Origin of the sequence: Gardnerella vaginalis (assembly GCF_001546485.1) — a bacterium.
GTDB lineage: Bacteria > Actinomycetota > Actinomycetes > Actinomycetales > Bifidobacteriaceae > Bifidobacterium > Bifidobacterium vaginale_D.
In genome coordinates, this window is record NZ_KQ956870.1 from 17,158 (window position 1) to 41,924 (window position 24,767).

Genomic DNA, 24,767 nt, shown 5'->3' on the forward strand with positions numbered 1-24,767 from the left:
TTACGCAAAGTAAAATGCTGATTTTACGCTCATCGGTACTGCATATCGGTTACCATAGTAACTATGGCATTATTCCCACCGCAACCAAAGAAACAACCACTCAACGCTCAATCAGCCATGGCATCCCCGTCTCATGCTGGTTCAGTATCCTCTCAACCAGTTCCTCCGGTATCAGCTACTTCACAAGCAGCAACAAGCATTTCAGGAGAAGACATACAGCGTTGCCAAAAAATTGCAAATATTTTGCGTGCACGTTTTGCTCAAACATTAGTCGGGCAAGATTCTTTGCGTGAGTCACTTATTCTTACACTTATTGCTGGAGGGCATATTCTTATTGAATCAGTGCCAGGACTCGCAAAAACTACTGCTGCACAGACACTTGCAACTGCTATGTCTGGAAGTTTTCGCCGTGTGCAATGTACGCCTGATTTAATGCCTGCAGATTTAGTTGGTACACAGGTTTTTGATTTTGCGTCGCAACGTTTTACTACACAAATTGGACCGATTCACGCAAATATTATTCTACTTGATGAAATTAATCGTTCAAACGCAAAAACCCAGTCTGCAATGCTTGAAGCAATGGCTGAAGGAGCAACCACTATAGGCGGCGAACGTATTGCTTTACCTCAACCTTTTATGGTTATTGCAACGCAAAATCCAATTGAAGAAGAAGGAACATTTAATCTTCCTGAAGCACAAATGGATCGTTTTATGGTAAAAGCAGTTATGACATACCCTCATCCAGATGAGGAAGTTCGTATGCTGCAATTACTTACTCAACGCGGCTCAGATGTTGTGGATCCTGCAACATTAAATATGCAGCGTATTAGTTTGCAAGATGTTGTATTTTTGCGTACTGCAGCTCGCCATATTCACGTTTCTGAAGCTGTGATGAAATATGCCGTTGATCTCGTTGCTACTTCTCGAGGAGCAGGCACTCACCCGTTACCAACTATTAATTCACTCGTACGCATGGGTGCTAGTCCTCGCGCTTCTATTGCACTTATTCGTATTGCGCAAGCTCACGCTTTACTTTCGGGACGCGATTATGTGATTCCAGAAGATGTAAAGCTCTTTGTGCATGACGTATTAAGACATCGTATTCTTTTGACGTTTGAAGCCTTGGCTGACGCTATTACTGCAGATCAAGTAATTGACGCATTAGTAAAGACGGTTCCTGTGCCATGATACGTATGAGTCGAAAACAAACTGCACCAAAGCAAAAGCGTTTGCCTCAGGAACATACTGCAGTCATGTTTGAGAATCATGTAAAACTGCTATCTAAGGCAGTAGATGCTCGTGCTAATACTTACAAGCGATCAGTTTCAGCATCGAAGCCAGTACGCTTACTCCTGTCCAAACCTGCGCAAGAAGTTCGTCGTAAAATAGAGTTCCTTGATCAGCGAATTGATTTACCTATTGCCCGTAGAGCATTAGGACTTCTAGAAGGCGAACATCCTTCGCATCGTCGTTTTGGCACTGGTGATGTTATTGATGTTCATGCTTGGCAGCCAGGCGATGAAGCGCGCATGATGAATTGGTCTGCTAGTGCTCGAACAGGGCAGCCTATGGTTTCTTCACGCGAACGTACTTCATCTTCTCATACTTGGATTGTTTGCGACGCAAGTATCCATATGAATGGTTCCTGCAATAGTGAAGAAAGTTTATATGAAGTTGCTGCAAATGTTGCCTGTTTTTTCGCATCACTAAGTTTGAAGCGGCATGATGCGGTTTCGTTACTATTCGGAGATGGTAACAATATCACTACTGTGCCTACTGCGCGTAATCTTTCTGATTTTGAACGTAAACTTGATAGTACTTTGCTTCACACTCGGCATCACATGCGCGATATTGATCCACTCATCACTGCAATAAAAAAGATTACGGATAGTAACAGTCTTATAGTGCTTATTACTGATGATTACGCTTTACAGGCACATCATACTGAATCTTTGCGTAAAATTACTCAACATCACAAACTCATAGTTATTACTATTTCGCCAATAAATTCTTTTGACAGCGAGCGAAATATGGCAATAAGTGATGGCGTTACCTTACGAAAAATTCCAGCATTTTTACGCAATCAATTTGTTATGCAGGAGGTCGAAGCTCGCAGAGATTTACGCATTCATGCGTTATACGATATGCTACATGGTGTGCAAGTTTCACTTATTCGAGGATCTTCAAGTCAAGAACTTTTCCATACTGCAGCAAAAACAGTAAGCGGTGCCGGTCATCTTGCCTCTTCATTGCCTCAGGAGGATGCCCAGTAATGAGAATGGAAGATGTTCAACAGCAATTACATAACGATACCTTGTATGCGAGCATGCTTGGCATTGCTTGCATCGTACTGCTTATTGCTGGCATCGTGCTGTACTTTTCTTATAAGCGCGCAAAAACTTCATCAGTAAATACGCGAAATGCGATTGATCCTGCGCATGTACAACGTGCAAATAAGCAAGCATGGCGTAAGGATATTGACAAAATTGTTGAACAATATCATCAACATAAACTCACTCAAGATCAAGCGTGTGCAAAATTAGCAGCCGTAGCAAGAACCTATGTTTCACGTATGAGCGGTGAAAATATTCAAACACATACTTTGGGTGACATAACTTCTTTACGCTTAACATGGCGCAATAAAAAGGGCGCCGACATGTTGCGTCAAACAATTGCCGCGTTATATCCTCCTGAGTTTGCTGATTACAAAGACAATGAACAAGCGCGTAATACGAGTGTTGAACAAGCTGCAGAATGGGTTTTAGTATTGCTTGAGGGGTGGCAAACGAAGGGACAACGCGTATGAGTAGGAACGTGTGGGAAACAGTATGGCCTTGGAGATGGCAATGGCCTTTACTTTTTGCCTTGGGTGTACTTACTTGCGTCACAATCCTAGTTGTTGTGCTTATTGTTGATAGTATTCGTCAGCATATGTTGAAAAAACAATACCAGAATCTTCATCATACTGTAACGCAAAAATTTTATACTTTTACGTTAGATGATGATTTACAAGGTGCAGTCGCTAGTCATTCATGGTATATGTGGCGTATGTTAAACCGGTTTGCTGCATCAGCACTCGTGTTTTCAATATTGGGTTCACTGGCTGTTGCTGCTAGACCATCTCGAGTATTTAATGCTAACGAGCAAGTAAGCTCCAGAGATATTGTGTTGTGTTTAGACGTTTCTGGTTCTGCTTTGCCGTACGATCGCGAAGTGCTTCAAGCGTATCTTAATTTTATTGAGCATTTTCAAGGCGAGCGAATTGGTTTAAGTATTTTTAATTCGACTTCCAGAACTGTTTTTCCACTTACAGACGATTACCGCTTAGCTAAAAAACAGTTACAGTATGCTGCTAATTTGCTGGGCGGAGTGCAATCGCAAAATCGTATTGATCATTTACAGCAACGCCAATATCAAGAGATTTCAGACTGGCTTGAGGGTACACAAAATCGCAAAAATGCAACTTCTCTTATTGGAGATGGTTTAGTAAGTTGTGCTGCAATGCTCCCGGGCTTTATTTATGGAGCTGCACACAACACTCATAAGGCACCGAATCGTTTTAATAGAAGCGCTTCGATTGTATTAGCAACCGATAATGTGGTTTCTGGGAAACAAACATATTCACTCAAACAAGCATTGGATTTAACAAAGCAAGCACGAATCAGTGTTGACGGATTATATTCAGGAGCTCCTCAGAATGAACATGATGATACTACGCTTGAGATGAAACAGCTGATTGAATCACATGGTGGAATGTTTCTTGCACAGCATGATACTGATTCTGTACTTAATCTCGTTAAAGAAATTGAGCAACGTCACACTATTACACCACAAAATACTGCGCAATCTGCATTTAGCGATGACCCAGGCCTGTGGGTTCTTCTTACAACAGTAAGCGTTGTCATATGGTTAGCTCTTGCGAAGAGGATGAAGCGATGATTTCTCAACTATGTTCTTCTACCCTACTGTCAGCATTTGGCAAGATTATTGCTGCTGATACTTCTCAAGCAGGTCAGCTTGTGTTTGCTCCTTCTTACGGATGGATTGTTGCAGCTATTGCTGTAGTAATTGTGCTTATAGCAATGGTTTTGGAAATTGTTCCTTTGCATAAAAATTCTACATACACCGATGAAACTATTGGTATGAGATTACGTCGTATTGGCATATGTTTTATACTCATAATTTGCATACTCTCCCCGAGTATTATGCGCGCTACTTTACAGCGTGCAGTGAATGCAACAAACGTGATTATTGCACTTGATATCACAGGCTCTATGCGTGCTGAAGATGCTAACTATGCACAGAAAGAAAAAATAAAAAGAATAGAAGCAGCACAAAATATTATTCATAACATCACACAATCGTATGCTCACGCAAGTTTTGCTGCTCTCTCGTTTGGAACGTCAACTTCAGTTGACGTTCCATTAACACCAGATGCAAGAGCAGTGACCAATTGGATTGACACTTTACGAACAGAACCAACAAGTATTGCCACAGGAACTAGTCTTGACGCTCCAATAGATCAAACTTTACTGACAGCAAAAGCTATCCATGACGCTCACCCAGATGACACAACAGTTTTATATATTCTTAGTGACGGCGAAGAAACTACGCAACGCAAACGACGCACATTCTCATCTCTGAGAGCTTATATTACCCACGCTTTTGTTATAGGTATCGGCTCAGCACAAGGCGCGCGCATACCATTGGAACTCACTCAATTAGAAATCGACGAAAATTTAAAAAATAGTTCCTCGACAAAATGGGTTATTGATCCTGCTACCGGCAAGCCTGGTATTTCCAAACTCGATGAAAAAAATTTGCGCAATATAGCCGATGAACTGAGCGGCAAATATATGCACGCAACATTACATAAGACTTTTGGAGCAGAAGCAAAACCAATTCTTTCCCATCAATGGCGTATGAACGAAACAGCTAAACCACGTTTACGCCCAGAACCAATCATCTGGCCATTCGCACTTATCGCTGCAATACTACTTATCTGGGAATTAATGGCTTGGTTCATTACATCAAGGAAATTAGTATGAAGCACATAATTACCAAAAAAACAACACGTATTGTTACCATAATTTGCTTGCTTGCTGCCATTGCAATTGCATACTGCACTATTACTAACTGGCGTTCAGAATACTCATACAACGCTGCAACAAATAGTCTTATTGCAAATATGAAAGCAGCAAATAGTATTGATAGTGATAAAAATATATTACTCACTCAACAGCAGCAAACAGACGCTCAATTCAACGACGCGCGCTCGCAATACGCTATTTTACTTCCTCAACTCCGAAATAGCATTAACCATAATGCAGAAATATCGCATCAATTCACTGAAACATTAAAGAAAAAAGTACGTAATAAGCCCACTTCTTCTCCAGCGAAGAAAAGCAAATCACAAAATCACGCTAACTCGAAGAACAATAATCAATCCGAGCCAACAAAACCACAGCTAAATACTACTCAACGCAATAAAGTAGAAAACCTACTGCAACAAAATAATCACGTTAACTCACAATCTTCTCAAGATCAGCAAGAACAAGAAAAAACAACCAAACGTACGACTACCGGCGATAACAGCAATAAGCCCTGGTAATAGCTTTTAACCACATTGCTTGTTCTGTAGTGACTTTGCTGCAATAAACGTGTGTAATACGTATTATGCAAACATATTATGAATGGCAATGGCTCATACAGCGCACGCAACAGTGCGCTCGCTGCATTCTCGCTGAGTCTGCAGCATCAAGATTAGAAGATTGGCAGGGGCTGGCTGCTGAGTATTTTCGACAAAATATGGTTGATCTTGCTCAACAAGCATACGCACTTTACGACGTTCGTGGAGGAATATAGTATGCCTTGGAAAGTTCAATCATCAATTGTCGGCGGTAGATCGCTGAGTGTAGCAAAAAGTCAAGCGTACAGTAGTGAAGCGAGAAAACTTTGTTCTCTTGCTAATGAATTTTCTTCGCTTGGTGCATCTTGGCAGCATGCAGCAATGATTATTGCTCAACAAACATCTGTTTTTCAGCGATCTGCTAATAAAACAGTTTGGCAATATGAATCTTCACCTTTTGCAAAACAAGCTAGTCGATGTGCATTAACCTCAAACATGTGTACGCACTATGCTCGAAAATGTCAGCATTTGTCGCAGCGTTTACAGGAACTTGCTTCACTTATCGTAAGAGCAAACAGTTTATATGGAGATGCCGAATTACGCGCAAAAGAAAATTTTGACAATCAAATTGCATTACTGACTTCAGTTATGCCTTTTACATCTATACCATTTTTTGCTGGAGCTGCACTCGCTGCTCTGGATGATGCAAAACAGCATACTGGATTTGAACATGTTGCTCAATGGTCACGTGCAACTCAATCAGTACAACAAGGAACTATTCGTGGGTTAGCTCAACATATGATGCTTAATCCTGTTACTGGTTTACCAATATTTGCTTTAGGTGTCATACAAAGTAGCCGCAACCATCATTCTTCAACAAAAGGTAGATTTAATAAGGTTCATACTAATTTTTTGCGCTCTATGACACATCATTTCCAATCACCAGTACCGTTTGTTTCAAGTGCATTTAGTTTAATCTCTGCACCAATAAATAATCACATGCAAGGCAATACTTTACGTGTTCATCGCATAAGCCAGCCTTGGAGAAAACCTGCTTTCGTGTTGCCTAGAAAAGGTCGCAATCTTCGTGAGACTCTTGACAATTTAACGGAATTGGGCAGTGGTCATTTAGGAGTTCGCCCTCCTCTTGCTAATCCAGATGCTGCAACTATTGCCATTCAGCGCTTTAAACGAGCTGATGGACGTACTTCATGGTTAGTTATTATACCTGGAACTGATGGTAAAGCACATTCACCATTTGGTTGGGAACAGAACGCCGAAGTTATGAGTCACTCACCTCTTACTAGGAAACAAGCCGATAGTACCCGTATGGTTCTTGAAGCGATGAAACGTTCTGGCATCCAGCGCAAAGACCCAGTAGCTCTAGTTGGACATTCACAAGGAGGCATTGTGGCAGCGAGTATTGCAAGCGATTACGCAAAACAGTATAACATTCAACATGTTGTTACTGCAGGCTCTCCTATTGCTAATCATCCTATTCCCCAACATACTTGGGTTACGAGTATAGAAATGGAAGATGAGCTAGTACCTTCTCTTGATGGGAAAGAAAATCCTCGTAGGAACAATTGGGTTACTATTCATGGACGCGCGTCACATGTTCGAAAAACTCAACGACCTTTACCTCCTGGAGTGACACGATTTTCTGGGAGCATGTATTCGCGACGAAAATTTGATAATACCGGTATTCTGGTCAATGATGTTCCCGAAGAAGGCACATTAACTCATGATCTTCATTACCATACTGCAGCTTACGAGGACGCATTACAATTAGGTTCTCAAAGTGTCCGTAGACAAGATCAACATTTTCAGAAGATTATTGATGGCGAATTACAAAGTACGACACTATGGCAAGGAGTAATGCAGTAAAGCTACGCAATTGCACCAAAATCCTACTCATTCGCAGCATGATGTAACCTTGCAAGTATGAAGCTTACTGATATTTCTCCTGCAATAGCTCTGACTCCTCTTGATGGTCGTTATCATCATCAAACTTCAGCACTCGTCGAGTATTTAAGCGAACCTGCGCTTAATCGTGAACGCATGCGCGTTGAAGTTGAGTGGATGATTCTTCTCACTAATGGTTATGAGGCGAATCAATGGCAGCCGATTGTTAAAGGTGTTCAGCCGCTCACGGATGAAGAGTGCAAGTATCTCCGTGCTATCCCTGAGAATTTTGATGCTGATGGTATTGCTCGTCACGCTGCGCATGAAGCAGTAACACATCATGACGTAAAAGCAGTAGAATACTATATCGATGATGCATTAGATGATGCGGAACATAAGTTAGGACATAGCACCCAGCTATCATCTTTGAAGACACTAGTACATTTCTCTTGTACAAGTGAAGATATTAATAATCTTTCTATTGCTCGCTGCGTGAAAGATGCTGTAGCTCATGTGTATCGTCCAAATCTAGAAGCGATTGTTCATTATCTAGTGGAACATGCACAACAGTATCGTGACTTACCTATGCTTTCTTTAACTCATGGTCAGCCGGCTACACCAACGACTTTAGGTAAAGAACTCGCAGTATTCGCATACCGTTTGAAGCGTCAACTTCATCATCTCGACAATCAAGAGTATTTAGGCAAACTTAATGGTGCTACTGGTACTTTTGGTGCACACCTAGCAGCTTTCCCAGAAGTTGATTGGATTAGTGTTTCTCAAGAATTTGTTGAGAAACGTATGGGTCTTCAATGGAATCCTTTAACTACACAAATTGAAAGCCACGATTGGCAAGCAGAATTGTATAGCACAGTAAGTCACATAAACCATATCTTGCATAATCTTGCAGTTGACGTGTGGATGTATATTTCTCGTGGCATTTTTGTGCAAGTTCCTGTAAAAGGTGCTACTGGTTCTTCTACCATGCCGCATAAAGTTAATCCTATTCGTTTCGAGAACGCCGAAGCTAATCTTGAAATTTCGTGTTCACTATTCGACACTTTGTGTGCAACACTTACAGAAAGCCGCTGGCAGCGTGATCTAACAGACTCGACTACGCAACGTAATGTTGGTTCTGCATTCGGTTATGCGCTTCTTGCTTTAAACAATCTCTTAGGTGGATTGCAATCTATTCACCCTAATACTGATTTTATGGCTCAGGAGTTGGATGCTAATTGGGAAGTTCTTGGCGAACCAATTCAGACTGCTATGCGCGCTGAAGAAATTGCTGGTGTACCCGGCATGGAACGACCATACGAACAAGTGAAAGAGTTGATGCGGGGACATCATATTTCGCAGCAAGATGTAGAATCCTTCATTGCTTCTCGCGCTTTTGATGCAACCACTTCAGCTAGATTGCAAGCAATGACTCCGGCTTCTTACACTGGCTTTGCTTCACGATTGGTGGATTTTGTTCAATAAGTAGACGGTAGCGTTATGCAATCTCACATAAACCCAAATCTCATTATTGAAGATACGCAACCAAGTTTAGTGCGCAATTGGGCTGATTTGCTGTATGCATTGTCGGCAATTATTGTCGGTGTGCTTACTGTTTTATCAACTATGTGGCTGTCAGCAACAACAGCTGGTGTAGAAATTGATGCTCGCAGTGCTAGTAAGATTATTGGATTAACAGTTACTGGTATTCCTTATGCACTCATTCAACAAGCTCTTACACTTATTGTAGTAGCTACCGTAATTGCATATAAAGCTGCTGCAAAACATTGGGTTGATACAGCAATTTCTGTTATTACCTTGTTTATAAGCTATGGAGCAATATGGTTGTTGTCTGGACTACTGTCAGCAACACACAATATTCCGCTCTTGACTTCATTGCACTATCAGACGAATGCATCGTTAACAGAATTACTTCCCGATATGTATGCAGTGATGGTTGCATTCCTCACTGTAAGTGGGCCTAAAAGAGAATATAAGTATGTCAAGTGGGGCTGGAATGCGCTGTTCATTGTTTCTGCAATACTCCTCTTTTCTTCTTGGGATACTTGCGCCGGTGCGCTTATTTCTTGTTGCGTAGGTAGGGCAATAGGAACTCTTATACGTTTTGCAAAGGGTACTCGAAGCAAAGGCGCATGGGGTGATGATATTGTTCTCGCACTACAAAATATTGGTATAGACAATCTTACGCAACTTACTCGCAGAACTCAGCAAGCTGATCATACTGGAGTGCTTCGCTCAAGTCTTGACGATGATTTAATCGAAAATTCGAGGCTGTATGATGCTACTGATATTCACGGAATGCGTTACGTAATTTCTGTATTAGATAATCAAGTTCACTTACCTGGATATTTGAATCAGCTTTGGCAGTGGGTACGTTTAATTGATATTCCTACGCGTAGAGATCGTTCAGCTCGACATTCTGTGCATCATCATCTTTCAATGCTGCTTGTTCTTCGTAATCTTCATTTGCCAACTGCAAATGTTTATGGAGTAAGCGATAGTGATAAATCTTCAATAATGGTGTTTCATGCTGCGAATGCTCTGCTACCCTGCAATTTAAATACCTTGACTATTCACGATGCTGAAAAACTCATGCGCTATGTTGATGCCGCTAATATGCGTGGTGTTACGCACCGCCGTATTACTCCAGAAACCTTAGCTAGATTAGAAGATGGAACTCCTGTGATTGCAGGATGGCAGAATGGCGATGTTGCAAGTGATTCAACTAATATTGCTCTCGATAAAGTGCAATTACTTACGCTTATTGCAGCATGCACAGATATTGATACTGCGATTGAAGCAGCATTGAACACTTGGGGTGCAGATAAATTAGCCGAAATGTTACCATTTATGCAAAAAGCTGCCATTCCTGCTTCTACACGAGGATTGCCTTCTTGGAATAAGAAAGTTTTTGAACATCTTTGCGATAAACTTGGTCAAACAGTTGCTTTACATACTGATGAAGAAGATTATGATACAGTGCGTTTAGCACGTTTTAATATTCGTTTCTTTGTGAGCCTTGTATTAGCTATTGTTGCTGTTGCTGTTATTGTTACACAATGGCATCCACAAGAAGTATTTGCTGCACTTCGTCATGCTGATAGCATAATGGTACTTTTATGCATGGTTTGTAGCATGCTTGCTTGGTCAGGTTCTGCTATTACTCTCGGGTCGTTTATGGATGATCAAAAACCTTCAGCACGCGTTCTTTTTGCTTCGCAAGCAGCATCTGGGTTTACAGCGGTTTCTATGCCTGCTGGCATTGGTCCCGCATTTGTTAATATGCAACTCTTAAAGAAAAGTGGCTATACGTCCACACAAGCTACTGCTATTACGAGTGCAGTATGGCTTATTCAGGCGCTAGTAACTTCTATCGTTCTTATTATTATTGGCATTTTTACTGGCAAGAATGTGCTTTCAGGTATGATTCCAACTCATATGCTTATTACTGTTATTGGAATTATTACGCTGATCGTATGTACACTTATGGCTATTCCTGCGACTCGTAGAGCTCTTCGTAAACATTATTTGCCGATCTTGTCTGACTATGGTCGTCAAATTAAAGAACTTATTTCGCACCCATCGCAGCTTATTGCTGGCTCTTTCGGTGCACTAATACTAGTTGCTTGTACTGGCTTGGGCTATTGGATTGCTTTACTCGCGTTCGGATATTTTACGAATCCGTGGGAAACTATACTGTTATTCTTACTTGCTAATACTGCCGGTTCTGCTGTACCTACGCCAGGCGGTTTAGGTGCTGTAGAAGCGTCACTTACCTTTGCTTTTACTTCTGTGGGTATTCCACCTACCATCGCATTATCTGCGACATTACTATATCGACTTATGTTCTATTGGCTAAGAATTCCAGTGGGTGCCGCAGCTATGAATTGGCTTAATAGCCACGAATTAGTATAGTTCAGTTTGCTTGCGCTTGATGATTCATGCCGAAATATCACATTATGATGTCAGTTATAGTGTTTTTTGTAACGCATAGGGAAAAAATATTAAGAGAATGCGAAGAAAATAAGCAAAATGGCTACATTTGTAGGGAAAATGTACTATTATCAAGTATGAACGTGGCCTTTACAAGAGGAAGGCCCCTAACACAAAGGATGCTGCATGGCATACAACAAGTCTGATCTCGTTTCAAAGATCGCACAGAAGTCCAACCTGACCAAGGCACAGGCCGAAGCCGCCGTCAACGCATTCCAGGATGTGTTCGTTGAGGCTTTGCAGTCCGGTGAAGGTTTGAAGCTTACCGGTCTGTTCTCCGCAGAGCGTGTAAAGCGCGCTGAGCGCACTGGCCGCAACCCGCGTACCGGTGAAACCATTAAGATTCCAGCCTCTTACGGTGTACGTATCTCTGCTGGTTCTTTGTTGAAGAAGGCTGTTGCCGCCTGAAATTAGGTGTTATACGTAAAAATTACGTGTATATAAGAAGAAGGACATTCCAAAGTTGAGTTGTCCTTCTTCTTATATTTGAGATTTTATATATTATTCATCAATTGCATCATCCGCTCATACATCATCTACTTATCACATATTGATAAAATCTACTTTTCGTTGAGATATCAGTTCACATTAAATGCGCGTATGTTACAAAACATATATATGCCAAATCTGACGTCTTCTAAAAACATATGCTGCCAGTATATGCAAATATCCTATTAAGTATGCAAAAACTTAAAAACCTTTTAATAAGCTAGATACTTACAGTTTATTACGCATACGCCTGTGATATAGAGAAAAAATAGAAAACTAAATATCTCCACGTTCCATTTTACGTAAACGAGGTTCTGCACTATCTTTTGCACCCGTAATACGATACACGTCAAAAACGCCTTCAATCTTACGAATAGCAGCAAGTAACGTAGCCAAATGCTGAGGATCAGCCATTTCAAACGTAAATTGGCTAGTTGCAACGCGGTCATCTCCAGTTGCAATAGTTCCAGAAAGAATATTTACGCCATGATCTGAAAGTACTCGAGTAACATCTGATAACAAATGTTGCCTATCCAAAGCCTCAACCTGAACCTTAACTAGGAACAAACCTTTATCGCTAGTCCACTGCACAGGAATAACGCGCTCAGATTGAGTTTTTTGTAAATCAATCATATTCTGACAGTCAGTTCGGTGCACAGATACGCCCTGATTTCTTGTAATAAAGCCAATAATAGTATCACCAGGAACTGGCATACAGCATCTAGCAAGCTTTACCCAAACGTCACCAACACCCTTAACTGATACTCCTAAAGCACCGTTTGATTTACGATTACGTTCTACATGACGAAGTGGAAGTGCTTCTTGTTCTACTTCCTCAGCAACTTCATCAGCACCAGCATCTTTCACTAATCGTGAAATAACATTTTGTGTCGAAACTTGACCTTCACCAATCGCTGCATATAGAGAGTCAACATTAGTCGGCAAATTCAATTCATCAGCAACGCCAATTAATGCCTGCTGAGTCATCAAAGTAGTTAAAGGCAAGTTACGTTTACGCATAGCACGAGTTAGCTCGTCTTTGCCCTCTTCAATCGCCTCAGAACGGCGTTCTTTGCTAAACCATTGACGTATTTTATTTCGAGCACGAGGAGATTTTACAAAACTTAACCAATCACGAGATGGCCCTGCCGTATCAGATTTTGACGTAAGTACTTCGACTGTATCTCCGTTAACAAGCTTAGTATCAAGCGGCACCAAACGACCATTCACTCGCGCACCCATCATTCTGTGCCCAACCTCAGTGTGCACAGAATATGCGAAGTCAACAGGAGTAGCATCTTGCGGAAGAGCAACAATACTCCCCTTTGGCGTAAACACATATACTTCCGAAGCTCCAAGATCTTGCTTCAATGAGCCTAAAAACTCATCAGAATCTGGTGTTTCACTTGTCCAATCAGCAAGCTGTTGAATCCACTTTAAGTTGTCTGCCTCACTCAGCTCTTTGCGCTCTTCAAGCTCACCTTCACGTTTACGATCATCATTATCTGGTTTGCTTAAAGCTCGACCTGCTTGTCCGTTTGCCTTATACTTCCAGTGAGCAGCAATACCAAATTCTGCTCGCCTATGCATATCCCAAGTGCGAATTTGAATTTCTACAGGCTTTCCACCAGGTCCAACAACAGTAGTATGCAAGCTCTGATACATGTTGAGTTTAGGAGTCGCAATATAGTCCTTAAAACGACCTGGTACCGGACTCCATCGCGCATGGACAGCACCTAACGCTGCATAGCAGTCGCGAATAGAATCAACAATAATCCTAACGCCCACAAGGTCATAAATATTGGCAAAATCATGACCGCGAACAATCATTTTTTGATAAATAGAGAAATAATCTTTTGGTCTACCTTTTACTGATGCTTTAACGTGTTGTTCTGCAAGATCTGCATTAATTTCTTCAAGAATTTGCCGTAAATAAACTTCGCGTTGACCGGCTCTACGAGCAACTAAAACCACAATTTCGTTATAAATTTTTGGATACAAAACTTTAAAGCTCAACTCTTCAAGCTCAGTTTTAATAGCATTCATACCAAGACGGTTTGCAAGAGGTGCATACACATCAAGCGTTTCGCGCGCTTTTTTATGTGAACTCGTTGGTTTAACGTATCGCCAAGTTCTTGCATTATGCAAACGATCTGCAAGTTTTACTACGAGTACACGCACATCTCTACTCATTGCAACTACCATTTTGCGAATGGTTTCAGCTTGTGCGCTTTCACCGTATTCCATTTTTGATATTTTGGTAACACCATCTACGAGACCAGCAACCGTGTCACCAAACTCTGCACGACATTCTTCAAGTGTATAATCAGTATCCTCGACAGTATCATGTAGCAAGCCTGCAGCAACAACAATTGGACCCATACCAAGATCTGCAAGAATCTGCGCAACTGCAAGAGGATGAATAATATAAGGTTCGCCAGATTTACGACGCTGCCCAGTATGTTGCTTTACTGCACGTACATATGCCCTGTGAAGAATACTCATATCTTCACCAGGATGATGCCACTGGCACATGCTTAATATTGGCAATAACGGGTTGCGAGAATCCACACTGATTTCACATCCAAGTCTATGAGCACCTTTTACATCTTCTTGAAGTTCACCCATTGCAACACCTCCTGGTATTGTTTACTATCCTACCTGCAATATGCCTTCTGCTCTACAAAATTGACAAATACATACAATAAATCCGACACAGTTTCTAACTGGTCGGATTGTGAGATGAGATTATTGCACGCCTGTTGAGCCAAAACCTTTATTAGCACGATCGGAGCTAGGCAATTGTGCCGCTGGAATAAATTGAGCTTCTACGTAGCGTTGAATAACTATTTGTGCAATACGATCACCACGATGGAATTGCACTGTATGCTCAGCATCTAAATTAATAAGCGGTACTTTAATTTCACCACGATAACCAGCATCAACAGTTCCAGGAGCGTTCAACACAGTAACACCCTGCTTTGCAGCTAAACCAGAACGAGGATGCACTAAAGCAACATATCCTGCAGGCAACGCAATAGCTACGCCAGTTGGCACAAGTGCACGCTCAAAAGGACGCAGTGTAACATCCTGCGTAGTACGCAGATCAGCACCAGCATCACCGGCATGCGCGTAACAAAGCGGAGGCAATGGAGACGCTTCATTATCGAGGTATTGTATTAACACCTCAACCTGTTCGGGGCCAGTATAGGTCTCGTCGTATGCCATTTAAGCTGCGCACTCCTTACAAATCGGTTGACCATCAGCAGTAGTTTCAGCCAACTGACTACGATGCTTTACTAGGAAACATTCAGAACAAATAAATTCATCACCTTGCATAGGAATAACAGTTACCGAAGCATCCTCATTGCTTAAATCAGCACCCGGTAACTCATAGTCTTCAGCAATAGCGTTTTCATCATCATCAATATCGTTGCTTGTATTTTGAGAACTTTTACTCAAAGCTTCCAACGACTCTTCGTCCTCATCTTTACTACGAGGAGAATCATAATCCTGTGCCATTATGGTCCTTTCGTTTTATCATCAAGAATATCTACGCGCATAGCATACATGGAATGCTACCCTGCATATTACACATTTTTTATTTTACATAACATAGTAAAGAATGCAGTGCATGGACTAAAGTATATACATAGTATTGTTAAAAGCGAAGAAAGTGGTGCATAATGCTTGAAAATCCGCCAAAAGAGGCGAGTTTCGACCATGTTGACGCAGACGGCAATTTAATTTTTATTTGCGAAAACACGCCGTTATGTGTACAAGTGGACGACACGCTGGAGCGCGCTATCGCTGAATCACGCCAGATTATGAATAAAAACAGCGATAAAAGTAACGCAGCAGACGCTGGGTTAGTATCCTCGTCAAATACTGCGACTTTGCCTATTTCACAAATTCAGGCTTTGATTCGTGCTGGTCTTGATCCTTCGCACGTGGCACAACGCTATCATGTGAGCGAAGCACAAGTTCGTCGTTTTTCCGCTGGCGTTGAAACAGAAAAACAATATGCAATTGAGCAGTTTCTTTTGGTCCCTGCTCCAAAGCAAAGCAATATGCGTACGCTCGCTGATTTAATTGAACGCACACTAGCTAAAGCACATATTGGCATGGAAACAATACAATGGCGTGCAACACGCCGAGGTTTAGAACCATGGCTTATTACTGCTACGTTCAAAACAGCTACTCGCACAATCAAAGCTGAGTGGACATGGAACATGCACGATAATTCAGTAACATGCGCTAATCCTTCGGCACGCTTACTACTTGGTGAAGAAATAAATGTTGCTGATGCCGCTAAACAAGCACCATATGGCGGTAATTATCGAGATACAGTAAGTATTAATTTCCCATTTACTAGTGAGGAATTGCCTGGTAATTCTATTCGTTCGGCTCGTATTGAGAGAGCAGTTTCTCAATGGGAACTTCGCAATAGCGATAAGCTGGCTGAGATTTCTTCTCAAACAGCAGCAAGCAGACAAGATAATGCATCAAATGCAGCTCAACAAGCAATGAACAGTAGTACAGTAAACGTTTCTGGTGATGTATCTGCAAATTCAGCAGAAAATGGCACAAATCAGGCACCTAAAACGCAATCAACTAAGGTTACTGAAAATCAATCAGTTCAAGTAGCAGAATCACAAGCAGCACAACAATCATTAGCTGCGAAAGTTCGCCAAGTAGAAGCAGCTCATACTGAGATCACACAGTCACAAAATAATACGCTTGCTCATGAGACGGCTGTTGATGAGCAGAGCCAAGAACATGAATCTGGAGAGAAAATTTCTGCAGATCATAACAAGCGACGCAGTGGCAGAGCAGCTGTACCAAGCTGGGATGAAATTTTATTTGGTGAAGGTTAATTTTTAAGTAGTCTCTACTTTCGCTGTAGCATATTTCAAGCATATTCCAACAATACTGTGTGGCACTCTGGTATGGAGTGTCACACATTTTTATATTCTAATATTGCCTTATTCTTAGTAGGCAAATCTACAATGCTACGCTACATCAATAAGACACGGGATATCTACTTCCATGCGAGTCATCGAACCATGTACACTTGGTAAGCTCATAGCTTTTTCTGTTTGTATACGAGAATCAACAATCGTATAAGCATCACGTGCTTGTACTAAAACATCTCCAAGAACAGCTTCTGCCCTAGTATCAACTTGACCAAAAACGCCATCATCAATAGCTTGTCGTTTACTACGGATAAGAGCATGATCACCAAGTATTTTTTGCCAACGAGTAATAATATCTTCAGTACTACTGTTTTGTTGAGCATACAGCATAAGCGAGCGAGGCTCACCACCTACCATAGATACTCCCCGCATAAGTTCTTCATGTTCTGCAATATTAATGCACAAGCGTGGATCAGTCTGAATCATTCCATGATCAGCAGTGACAATAATCACTGTTCCTGGTACACAATTCTGTTGCAATAAACGCAGTTGTGCATCAACCTGCTCAAAAGCTGCAACCCACTGTTCAGAATCCCAACCATAATTATGACCTACTTTATCTGTATCTCTAAGATACAAATATGTTATTCCAGGAGTGCGCGTTGTAGCTGCAGCTTTCATAATACGCGCTCGAGGCGTTCCTGCAGTAATATAATTCGCCCCACGAAAAGCAGCTTGAGTGAGCGGAGAATGCTCAAATTTTGGCAAACTCACGCTATCTGCACGCACACCTTGAGCAACCAGGCTCTCAAATACCGTTGGCTGCTGCTGTAGTTCTAAAGGATTCGGAGCATCTTTAAATTGAATAAGCTGCGCAAGCTTTCCTGTTTGCGCATTTTTCTGCGTATAAGCAGTCATACAAGTAAGACCAGGACATGTGCCTGTGCCAAATGTCGCCATTGCAGCAACCGTAGTGCTTGGCAGGCAAGTACTAATTGGGCGTTGATTAGTTGATTCGTTAAACAACGAACGCAAATATGGTGCATGACCTTGTCGCATAAGAATATTCCAATAACCCAAACCATCAACTAGCACTACAATTGCAGCATGCGCTTGAGGAATCCCAAGGCTTTCACGTAAAGCTTTGGGATTATGATGTACAGCAGTGCTTACAGGCGCATCTATCGCATCGCTCAAAGCTGGCAAAATTGAAGAAAGATGTAACGCTCCGCCTCTCTTCCCAACACTCGCAGCGCCGGGCAGATTAGCATCAACAGAACTTACGTCAGAATCGTTATAAACAACATTACTTACAAACTGCAACAACTCTTTTTTAGACGGAACATCAATACTCATACTCACTATTGAACCACCGATAAAGCGTAGTGCAAAATAAATCCATATTTTACACATATCAAAACTCGCTATACGGTCATAAAATCAACGAATAAACGCAATTTGTGCATAGAAATTGATAGAATTGAGAGCCGTAATATCATCCAAGGAGTTTACAATATGCCTTCACGCCGTCATGCAACACAGCAAACTTTTGATCCACGGAAAGTAAAAGAGCGTATTGTCGAAACTCCATTGAACGAAGAAATGAGTAAATCGTTTCTTGAATATGCTTATTCTGTTATTTACGCTCGAGCTCTTCCAGATGCTAGAGATGGCATGAAACCAGTGCAAAGACGCATTATTTACCAGATGGGCAATATGAATTTAACGCCGGATCACGCTTATATGAAGTCTGCTCGTGTAGTTGGTGAAGTGATGGGTAAGCTGCATCCTCACGGTGATTCTGCAATTTATGAAGCAATGGTTCGCCTAGCTCAGCCATTTTCACTACGACTTCCACTTGTTGATGGTCATGGTAATTTTGGTTCTCTTGACGACGGTCCTGCAGCATCCCGCTACACGGAAGCACGCTTAGCTCCTGCAGCTCTTGGCATGAATGCTGATATTAACGAAGATACTGTTGATTTTGCACCAAATTATGATAATAAACTCAAAGAGCCTACAGTATTACCAGCTGCAATTCCGAACCTGCTAGTGAATGGTGCATCTGGCATTGCGGTCGGTATGGCAACTAATATGGCAACGCATAATTTAGGTGAAGTAGTTGCTGCCGCAAAATACGTGATGAAACATCCTGACGCAACGTTGGATGATCTTATGAAACTTGTACCTGGACCAGATTGGCCTGGTGGCGGGATTATTATTGGAAGAAGCGGTATTCGCGAAGCTTATGCGACTGGCAGAGGCGCATTTACAACACGCTCTACAACGCATATTGAAAATATTACTGCTCGCAAAAAAGCAATTATTGTTACCGAGCTTCCGTTTATGGTTGGTCCTGAGCGTGTTCTTGAACGCATTTCACAAGGTGTAAAGGCTCGCAAACTCGATGGTATTTCTGGAGCTATTGATTTAACAGATAGACACAATGGCACTCGCCTTGTTATTGAAATTAAAACTGGTTTTGATCCTCACGCCGTATTAGCTCAGCTTTTCAGGCATACACCATTGCAAGAAAGCTTTACCATTAACAACGTGGCATTAGTGGACGGCAGACCGCACACTATGGGCTTACGAGAACTGTTAGATGTCTGGATAGCACATCGTAGGACAGTTGTACGCAGACGAAGTGAATTTAGGCGTACGAAAGCACAGGAACGTTTGCATTTAGTAGATGGTTTACTTCTTGCTTTACTTGATATTGACGAAGTAATACAAGTAATTCGATCTTCTGAAGATGCAGATACAGCAAAAGCTAAATTAATAAAAGTTTTTGATCTTGACGAGATTCAAGCGCAATACATTTTGGACTTGCGTTTACGCAGACTTACTAAGATGAGTCGTATTGAGCTTGAGGCTGAACGTGACGATTTGCTTAAAAAAATTGAGAATCTTACTCAAATTTTGAGTTCTGAAGCTAAACTCGATCATGTAGTGATCACAGAAATGGATGATGCTGTAAAACAGTGGAATACCCCTCGTAGGACAATTCTTCTTGATGAACAGGAAGATGGAAGCTTTACTCCAGTAACAACCAACGCAGACGACAATGCTGAAAAGCTCGCTATGCAAGCAGTACAATCAGCGAATCAGCTTACTTCCGCACAAGCGGATATTGCTGCAGCGAATGCAGCAATAAAAGCTGGCGAAACAGAAGCAGCTTCTGCTGCATTACAATTAAGTGATGATCCTTGCGCAATAGTGTTGAGTACTTCTGGTCGTATAGCACGAACAAGCATGGCAATGTTTGAACGTTGGAAAGCTCACAATACTAAGGTATTTGACACTCCTTGCGCAACTATGTTTGCTACTACAACTCGAGCAACGTATGCACTAATTACTACTGCAGGTCGTTTAGTGCTTGCACATGCTGCTGATTTACCTCAGCTACATGATGAAGAAGAAAAACCTGTAAAACTTACTCATGGCGTACTAGCTAAAGAACTGCTTATGTCAACGGAAAGCACTGAGCCTGTTAAAGGAGAAATCGTAGCTGCAGCAATAGCATTTGACGCATCACAAAATGCTGTACCACTTGCAATTGGTACACGAAATGGTGTAGTTAAAAGATGGAATTTTGAGGCTCCGACAACTATGGATTCGTGGAGCGTTATTGATCTAAAGAATGGTGACACAGTTGTCGCTGCTTCACCAGCACGAGACAATGATAGACTCGTGTTTATTAGCACAGATTCTTCATTGCTAACTTTTGAAGCCAAACAAGTTCGTCCTCAAGGAAGAACAGCAGGAGGCATGGCTGGCATTCGTTTATCAGAAGGCTCAACTGTCGCTACTTTTGCAGTAGTGCCGAAAGAAGCTATTGCTTGGCATTATGAAGAGGGTGAAAATGGTTTGTTCTCCGCTACTGGCACAGTAGTGTTCACTGTAGCAGGCGACAGCGAGGCACTTCCTGGCACAGAAAATGGCTCTGCAAAGATTACTCCATTTGATATGTATCCAACAAAAGGTCGTGGAACTGGCGGCGTACGTTCACAACGTTTTCTTAAAGGACAAGATACTCTTATTCATGCTTATGTTGGCTACTACCCATTGCAAGCAGTCACTGAAGGCGGAAGCTTTGTGGAACTACCTAAGCCAGATATGCGAAGGGACGCTTCTGGAACTGAGCTTGTTTCCCCAATTGCACATATTGGATAGCATTACGAACAATTTCTAGAAAATTACTTACTTTATTGCAATAGACGAAAAATTATTATGCACAAACGCGCATCAGACGCACGTGCATAAAAGTCATTACAGCGAGAAGAATAAGCAAATAAGCCGGAAGCAGCACCATAGAAACATTCTGCACGATTATTCCAAAAATCGCAGGCATTACCATAGATCCAATATATGCACTTGCCATTTGCATGCCAACAATAGCTTGCGACTTATCTGCACCAAAATAATGAGGCGTTGAATGAATAATGCATGGGTAAACTGGAGCGCATCCTAGTCCAATAATTACAAATCCTGCAATAAGCTCAATATGATTCGGCAAAGGAAGCAGCAATACTAAAATGCCAACAATCATTACGCATTGTCCAATACGAATCATGGTTGCATCGTTAAAACGCATAGTAAGAAATCCGCTTACAAAACGGCCAACCGTAATGCCAACATAAAACAAGCTTGCCCAACCTGCCGCCACAATTCGGCTAACTCCTCCATGCAAAACCATGTAACTGCTGGCCCATAATCCTGCAGTTTGTTCTAAAGCACAATAGCAAAAGAACATAATAAGAATATTTTTAGCTCCTGGAATGCGCAAAACTTCTGCGTAAGATAGCATCCCAGAAGATTGTTTCTTTACCTTAGTAAGATTATGCGGTTCTTTTCTTGTATTATTTTTCCACAGCGGCAAACTTATGAATAACACAAGAGTGAGAGCAATTTGTATAACGGCAATATACTGGTATCCTGCAGGCCAACGTTGTCCGTGAGAAAGCGCAAAACCCATAACGTAAGGGCCTGCCGAAGCTCCAATTCCCCACATGCAGTGAAGCCAGCTCATATGCCAGCTTTCATAGTGAATTGCAACGTAATTATTAAGAGCAGCGTCCACTCCTCCAGCGCCTAAACCATATGGTATAGCTAGAAAAATAAGCACAAGATAATTCGGAGCAAAAGAAAAACCCAGCAACGCTAAAGCTGTTAAGGAAACTGAAATAAGCGTAACTTTTCCAGGGCCAAACTTATGCGTAAGCCTATTAGATAGTAGCGCAGAAACAATTGTTCCTGCAGAAATAACCATTGATATTCCGCCAGCCCAAGAAATTTGCGCACCAACATCGTGACTCATCGTAGGCCACGCAGCTCCAAGAAGAGCATCCGGCAAACCTAAGCTAATAAAAGCAAGATAAATAACAGCAAGAAGAAGGTTAATCATATTCACACATCAATTCATCAAACGAGTTATATGTTTTAACATTAGGATTTAGGTAGGATTAAAAAACGCCAGCAATATAACATTTACAAATTGTTTTTCTCACTAGATTTACGTATCTCATCAAGCAAATCCTGAACCAAATACTCATCACTCATACAATGCATATCCGAAATACCATTACGCATTAAATCGTAAGTAACAGAATGATAAAACACGTCAAGAGCCTGCTCATAGCTCAACCCAGCACGCTCAGCCAGAAGACTTACAACTCTCACATACTTCTTTTGCAACAAAACAGGATTCGCCTTCAAAATCCCTCACTCCCCTAAATATTTGCCACACCTTTTTCGTGCATGAAAGAAATAATATCGTTCGTAATATATTCTTTGCCTTGAGTATGCAAAACATCATAAGATGGAACAATATAAGACATAAGAATATTACTTTTCTTAGTCAAAGCATCATACGTATCACGAGGGTTTTTATTAAGTTTCTTAGCAACATTTTCAATACAAAATATTGCAAAATCAAGCTTATATTTATCAAAGCCTTCTTGCTTATCATTTTAAAGCATAAAAACAAGCCAAACACATTAATAAGGCTAATAAATTTTATTCTAGAACACATGCGCAATCATTTATGCATCAATTGATGCGTTTTTCTTGATAAATGCACTTATTTTTTGTATCATACTTCTGGAGGTGGTATATGAACAAGAACTATAATCAGAATTACACAAAAGAAGAAATTTCAGCAATACTCGCAAAGATAAAAGACTGCATAAAAAATGACCGCTTTACCATCTCATTAAACGAAAATCGTCAAGAAAACATAAACTTCATTCGAGAATACAACATACGATCAGATATTCAGAAAAATATACTTCTCAACATTGAAGTAGAAGATTTTTGTCATTCGTTAAAAAACAAAAAAGAGGCTATGAGTATGAAACACTTTACGTATTCGCGCCACGAGTAAAACTATCACACGTAGGTAAATGTGAGATGGTAAACATTTACACGAAGTTTAATATCATTACTATTTCTCAGCAAAATAGGACAGTTGTTATTTCATTTCATAAAGCAAATAAACAGATAGATTATTTATTTAAATAATCTAATAAACAACTCAAAAATAATAAATCTGCTAATTCTCAACAAAAGGCTCATAATGAAAGATAATAAAACATTTTGCGAAGAATGCAGGAATGATGTTGAGTACTCAACAAAATCCGTTCCAATGACTGCATCTATTAAAGGAAAACAATATTCCTACCCTGGCACAGAAGCACACTGTAAAGAATGCGGTTCTGACGTATATGTACCAGAAATTATCGACGCGAATCTTAGAGCATTGTATGACGAGTATCGTAAAGAAAACAATATTATTCCGCTTGATGAAATCAACGAAATACCTGCTAAATACGCAATAGGTAAGCGACCACTATCACTACTGCTCGGTTGGGGTGAACAAACGTTTTCTAGATTTACAGACGGAGACATTCCCTCAAAACAATATTCTGACATTTTGCAACGCATTTATAATAACCCGGAATATTACTTGCAATTATTAATCAGCAATAAGAATAATCTGAAATCCGCGCTTAGCTACGAAAAAAGCTACAAGGCAACTCAAAAACTATTGCTTAAGTCCAACAATTCTTCAAGCAATAACGACTTTATTAACACAGATTCAAGCAACAAAATAAACGATGTAATACAATACTTGCTCGTAAAATGCGAGGACATTACTCCCCTTGCTTTGCAAAAATCATTGTACTATATACAAGGTTTTTACTTTGCGTTCTATAAATCGTTCTTATTTACCGATGATTGTCAAGCATGGGTTCATGGACCTGTGTACAAAGACGTCTATTTACGCTATAAAGACTACACTTTTACACCAATCGATTCCTCAACAACAGAAATATCAGGAATTAAATCATCAGGAAAATTAGCTGATTACAAATACGATCAAAAAAGCGAAATCACGAGACTTACAGCAGAACTAACAACTACACTATCCGCTACCGAAAAAGCAGTATGCGATAGTGTGATTGATAATCTTTGCTGCTACAGCGGTAAAGAGCTTGAACGATTTACGCATCATGAGGAGCCTTGGATACTTACTCGCGGCAATCTAAAAGCTGATGATTCATCAGATAAAATAATCAGCAAAAATATGATCGGCGAATACTTTACGAAAATAAAAGAAAAATACAATATGATAAATCCAGATGACATTCACCAGTATGCAAAAGACATGTTTTCTAGTAAATAAACTAACTAAATAACTGTGTTACATAAAAATCCTCCTGCAGCAATTCACTAGACAGGAGGATTTTGTGTAAGTAATTTACGCGTAATTGATAATTCAGTTTCACTTATCAACAAAGTGTTTATATAACAAA

General features: G+C 40.8%; 21 protein-coding genes. 14 read left to right on the top strand and 7 right to left on the bottom strand.

Going from position 1 to position 24,767, the window contains the following annotated elements; all coding sequences use genetic code 11:
• Positions 1-54: 54 nt before the first annotated feature.
• The 11 genes from HMPREF3208_RS05075 (at position 55) to HMPREF3208_RS05125 (ending at position 11,953) form a co-directional block, all read left to right on the top strand.
• Positions 55-1,188 (top strand): AAA family ATPase, encoded by a 1,134-nt coding sequence (locus HMPREF3208_RS05075; protein ID WP_155639976.1) that lies wholly within the window; start codon positions 55-57, stop codon positions 1,186-1,188.
• Positions 1,185-2,273, top strand: coding sequence for a DUF58 domain-containing protein (locus HMPREF3208_RS05080; RefSeq protein ID WP_081091185.1), 1,089 nt, complete (start codon positions 1,185-1,187; stop codon positions 2,271-2,273). Before HMPREF3208_RS05075 ends, HMPREF3208_RS05080 begins: the two co-directional genes overlap by 4 nt.
• A complete protein-coding gene (locus HMPREF3208_RS05085) occupies positions 2,273-2,806 on the top strand; it encodes a hypothetical protein (RefSeq protein ID WP_064347517.1) in 534 nt (177 codons plus the stop codon). The genes HMPREF3208_RS05080 and HMPREF3208_RS05085 overlap by 1 nt, the downstream gene beginning before the upstream one ends.
• Complete coding sequence (locus HMPREF3208_RS05090; protein WP_064347519.1) at positions 2,803-3,939, top strand: vWA domain-containing protein; 1,137 nt, start codon at positions 2,803-2,805, stop codon at positions 3,937-3,939. The genes HMPREF3208_RS05085 and HMPREF3208_RS05090 overlap by 4 nt, the downstream gene beginning before the upstream one ends.
• Complete coding sequence (locus HMPREF3208_RS05095; RefSeq protein WP_064347590.1) at positions 3,936-5,048, top strand: vWA domain-containing protein; 1,113 nt, start codon at positions 3,936-3,938, stop codon at positions 5,046-5,048. Before HMPREF3208_RS05090 ends, HMPREF3208_RS05095 begins: the two co-directional genes overlap by 4 nt.
• A complete protein-coding gene (locus tag HMPREF3208_RS05100) occupies positions 5,045-5,611 on the top strand; it encodes a DUF6466 family protein (RefSeq protein ID WP_064347521.1) in 567 nt (188 codons plus the stop codon). Before HMPREF3208_RS05095 ends, HMPREF3208_RS05100 begins: the two co-directional genes overlap by 4 nt.
• A gap of 65 nt (positions 5,612-5,676) precedes the next feature.
• On the top strand, positions 5,677-5,865 hold the full coding sequence (locus HMPREF3208_RS05105) for a hypothetical protein (protein WP_016637311.1): 189 nt from the start codon (positions 5,677-5,679) through the stop codon (positions 5,863-5,865).
• A 1-nt stretch (position 5,866) separates the two neighbouring features.
• Positions 5,867-7,516 (top strand): PGAP1-like alpha/beta domain-containing protein, encoded by a 1,650-nt coding sequence (locus HMPREF3208_RS05110; RefSeq protein ID WP_064347523.1) that lies wholly within the window; start codon positions 5,867-5,869, stop codon positions 7,514-7,516.
• A gap of 57 nt (positions 7,517-7,573) precedes the next feature.
• Positions 7,574-9,016 carry an adenylosuccinate lyase gene (gene purB, locus HMPREF3208_RS05115; RefSeq protein ID WP_016637309.1) on the top strand — a complete coding sequence of 481 codons (1,443 nt, stop codon included), beginning with the start codon at positions 7,574-7,576 and terminating at the stop codon, positions 9,014-9,016.
• Positions 9,017-9,031: 15 nt separating this feature from the next.
• Complete coding sequence (locus HMPREF3208_RS05120) at positions 9,032-11,467, top strand: lysylphosphatidylglycerol synthase transmembrane domain-containing protein (RefSeq protein ID WP_016637308.1); 2,436 nt, start codon at positions 9,032-9,034, stop codon at positions 11,465-11,467.
• Positions 11,468-11,671: 204 nt separating this feature from the next.
• A complete protein-coding gene (locus HMPREF3208_RS05125; protein ID WP_004127774.1) occupies positions 11,672-11,953 on the top strand; it encodes an HU family DNA-binding protein in 282 nt (93 codons plus the stop codon).
• Positions 11,954-12,310: 357 nt separating this feature from the next.
• Here HMPREF3208_RS05125 and HMPREF3208_RS05130 read toward each other — a convergent pair whose 3' ends face one another.
• The 3 genes from HMPREF3208_RS05130 to HMPREF3208_RS05140 form a co-directional block, all read right to left on the bottom strand.
• Positions 12,311-14,662, bottom strand: coding sequence for a RelA/SpoT family protein (locus HMPREF3208_RS05130; RefSeq protein ID WP_016637307.1), 2,352 nt, complete (start codon positions 14,660-14,662; stop codon positions 12,311-12,313).
• Positions 14,663-14,782: 120 nt separating this feature from the next.
• Positions 14,783-15,262: a dUTP diphosphatase gene (gene dut, locus HMPREF3208_RS05135; protein ID WP_016637306.1), complete on the bottom strand. Its 480-nt coding sequence runs from the start codon at positions 15,260-15,262 to the stop codon at positions 14,783-14,785.
• Positions 15,263-15,556: a DUF4193 domain-containing protein gene (locus tag HMPREF3208_RS05140; RefSeq protein WP_016637305.1), complete on the bottom strand. Its 294-nt coding sequence runs from the start codon at positions 15,554-15,556 to the stop codon at positions 15,263-15,265.
• Positions 15,557-15,720: 164 nt separating this feature from the next.
• Here HMPREF3208_RS05140 and sepH point away from each other — a divergent pair, with 164 nt between their 5' ends.
• Entirely contained in the window at positions 15,721-16,911 is a 1,191-nt protein-coding gene (sepH, locus tag HMPREF3208_RS05145; protein WP_064347526.1) for a septation protein SepH, read from the top strand.
• A gap of 135 nt (positions 16,912-17,046) precedes the next feature.
• Here the strand turns inward: sepH and HMPREF3208_RS05150 are convergent, their stop codons facing one another.
• Positions 17,047-18,306 carry an alkaline phosphatase family protein gene (locus tag HMPREF3208_RS05150; RefSeq protein WP_064347593.1) on the bottom strand — a complete coding sequence of 420 codons (1,260 nt, stop codon included), beginning with the start codon at positions 18,304-18,306 and terminating at the stop codon, positions 17,047-17,049.
• 159 nt (positions 18,307-18,465) lie between these two features.
• Here HMPREF3208_RS05150 and HMPREF3208_RS05155 point away from each other — a divergent pair, with 159 nt between their 5' ends.
• Positions 18,466-21,126 (top strand): DNA gyrase/topoisomerase IV subunit A, encoded by a 2,661-nt coding sequence (locus tag HMPREF3208_RS05155; RefSeq protein WP_064347528.1) that lies wholly within the window; start codon positions 18,466-18,468, stop codon positions 21,124-21,126.
• Between the two features lie 55 nt (positions 21,127-21,181).
• Here HMPREF3208_RS05155 and HMPREF3208_RS05160 read toward each other — a convergent pair whose 3' ends face one another.
• The 3 genes from HMPREF3208_RS05160 to HMPREF3208_RS05170 form a co-directional block, all read right to left on the bottom strand.
• Positions 21,182-22,357, bottom strand: coding sequence for an MFS transporter (locus HMPREF3208_RS05160; RefSeq protein ID WP_064347530.1), 1,176 nt, complete (start codon positions 22,355-22,357; stop codon positions 21,182-21,184).
• A gap of 83 nt (positions 22,358-22,440) precedes the next feature.
• Positions 22,441-22,668 (bottom strand): DUF3791 domain-containing protein, encoded by a 228-nt coding sequence (locus tag HMPREF3208_RS05165; protein ID WP_016637300.1) that lies wholly within the window; start codon positions 22,666-22,668, stop codon positions 22,441-22,443.
• 14 nt (positions 22,669-22,682) lie between these two features.
• Positions 22,683-22,877 carry a DUF3791 domain-containing protein gene (locus tag HMPREF3208_RS05170; RefSeq protein ID WP_050567763.1) on the bottom strand — a complete coding sequence of 65 codons (195 nt, stop codon included), beginning with the start codon at positions 22,875-22,877 and terminating at the stop codon, positions 22,683-22,685.
• 650 nt (positions 22,878-23,527) lie between these two features.
• Between HMPREF3208_RS05170 and HMPREF3208_RS05180 the strand changes: the two genes are divergently transcribed.
• On the top strand, positions 23,528-24,637 hold the full coding sequence (locus tag HMPREF3208_RS05180; RefSeq protein ID WP_016637297.1) for a type II TA system antitoxin MqsA family protein: 1,110 nt from the start codon (positions 23,528-23,530) through the stop codon (positions 24,635-24,637).
• Positions 24,638-24,767 lie beyond the last annotated feature (130 nt).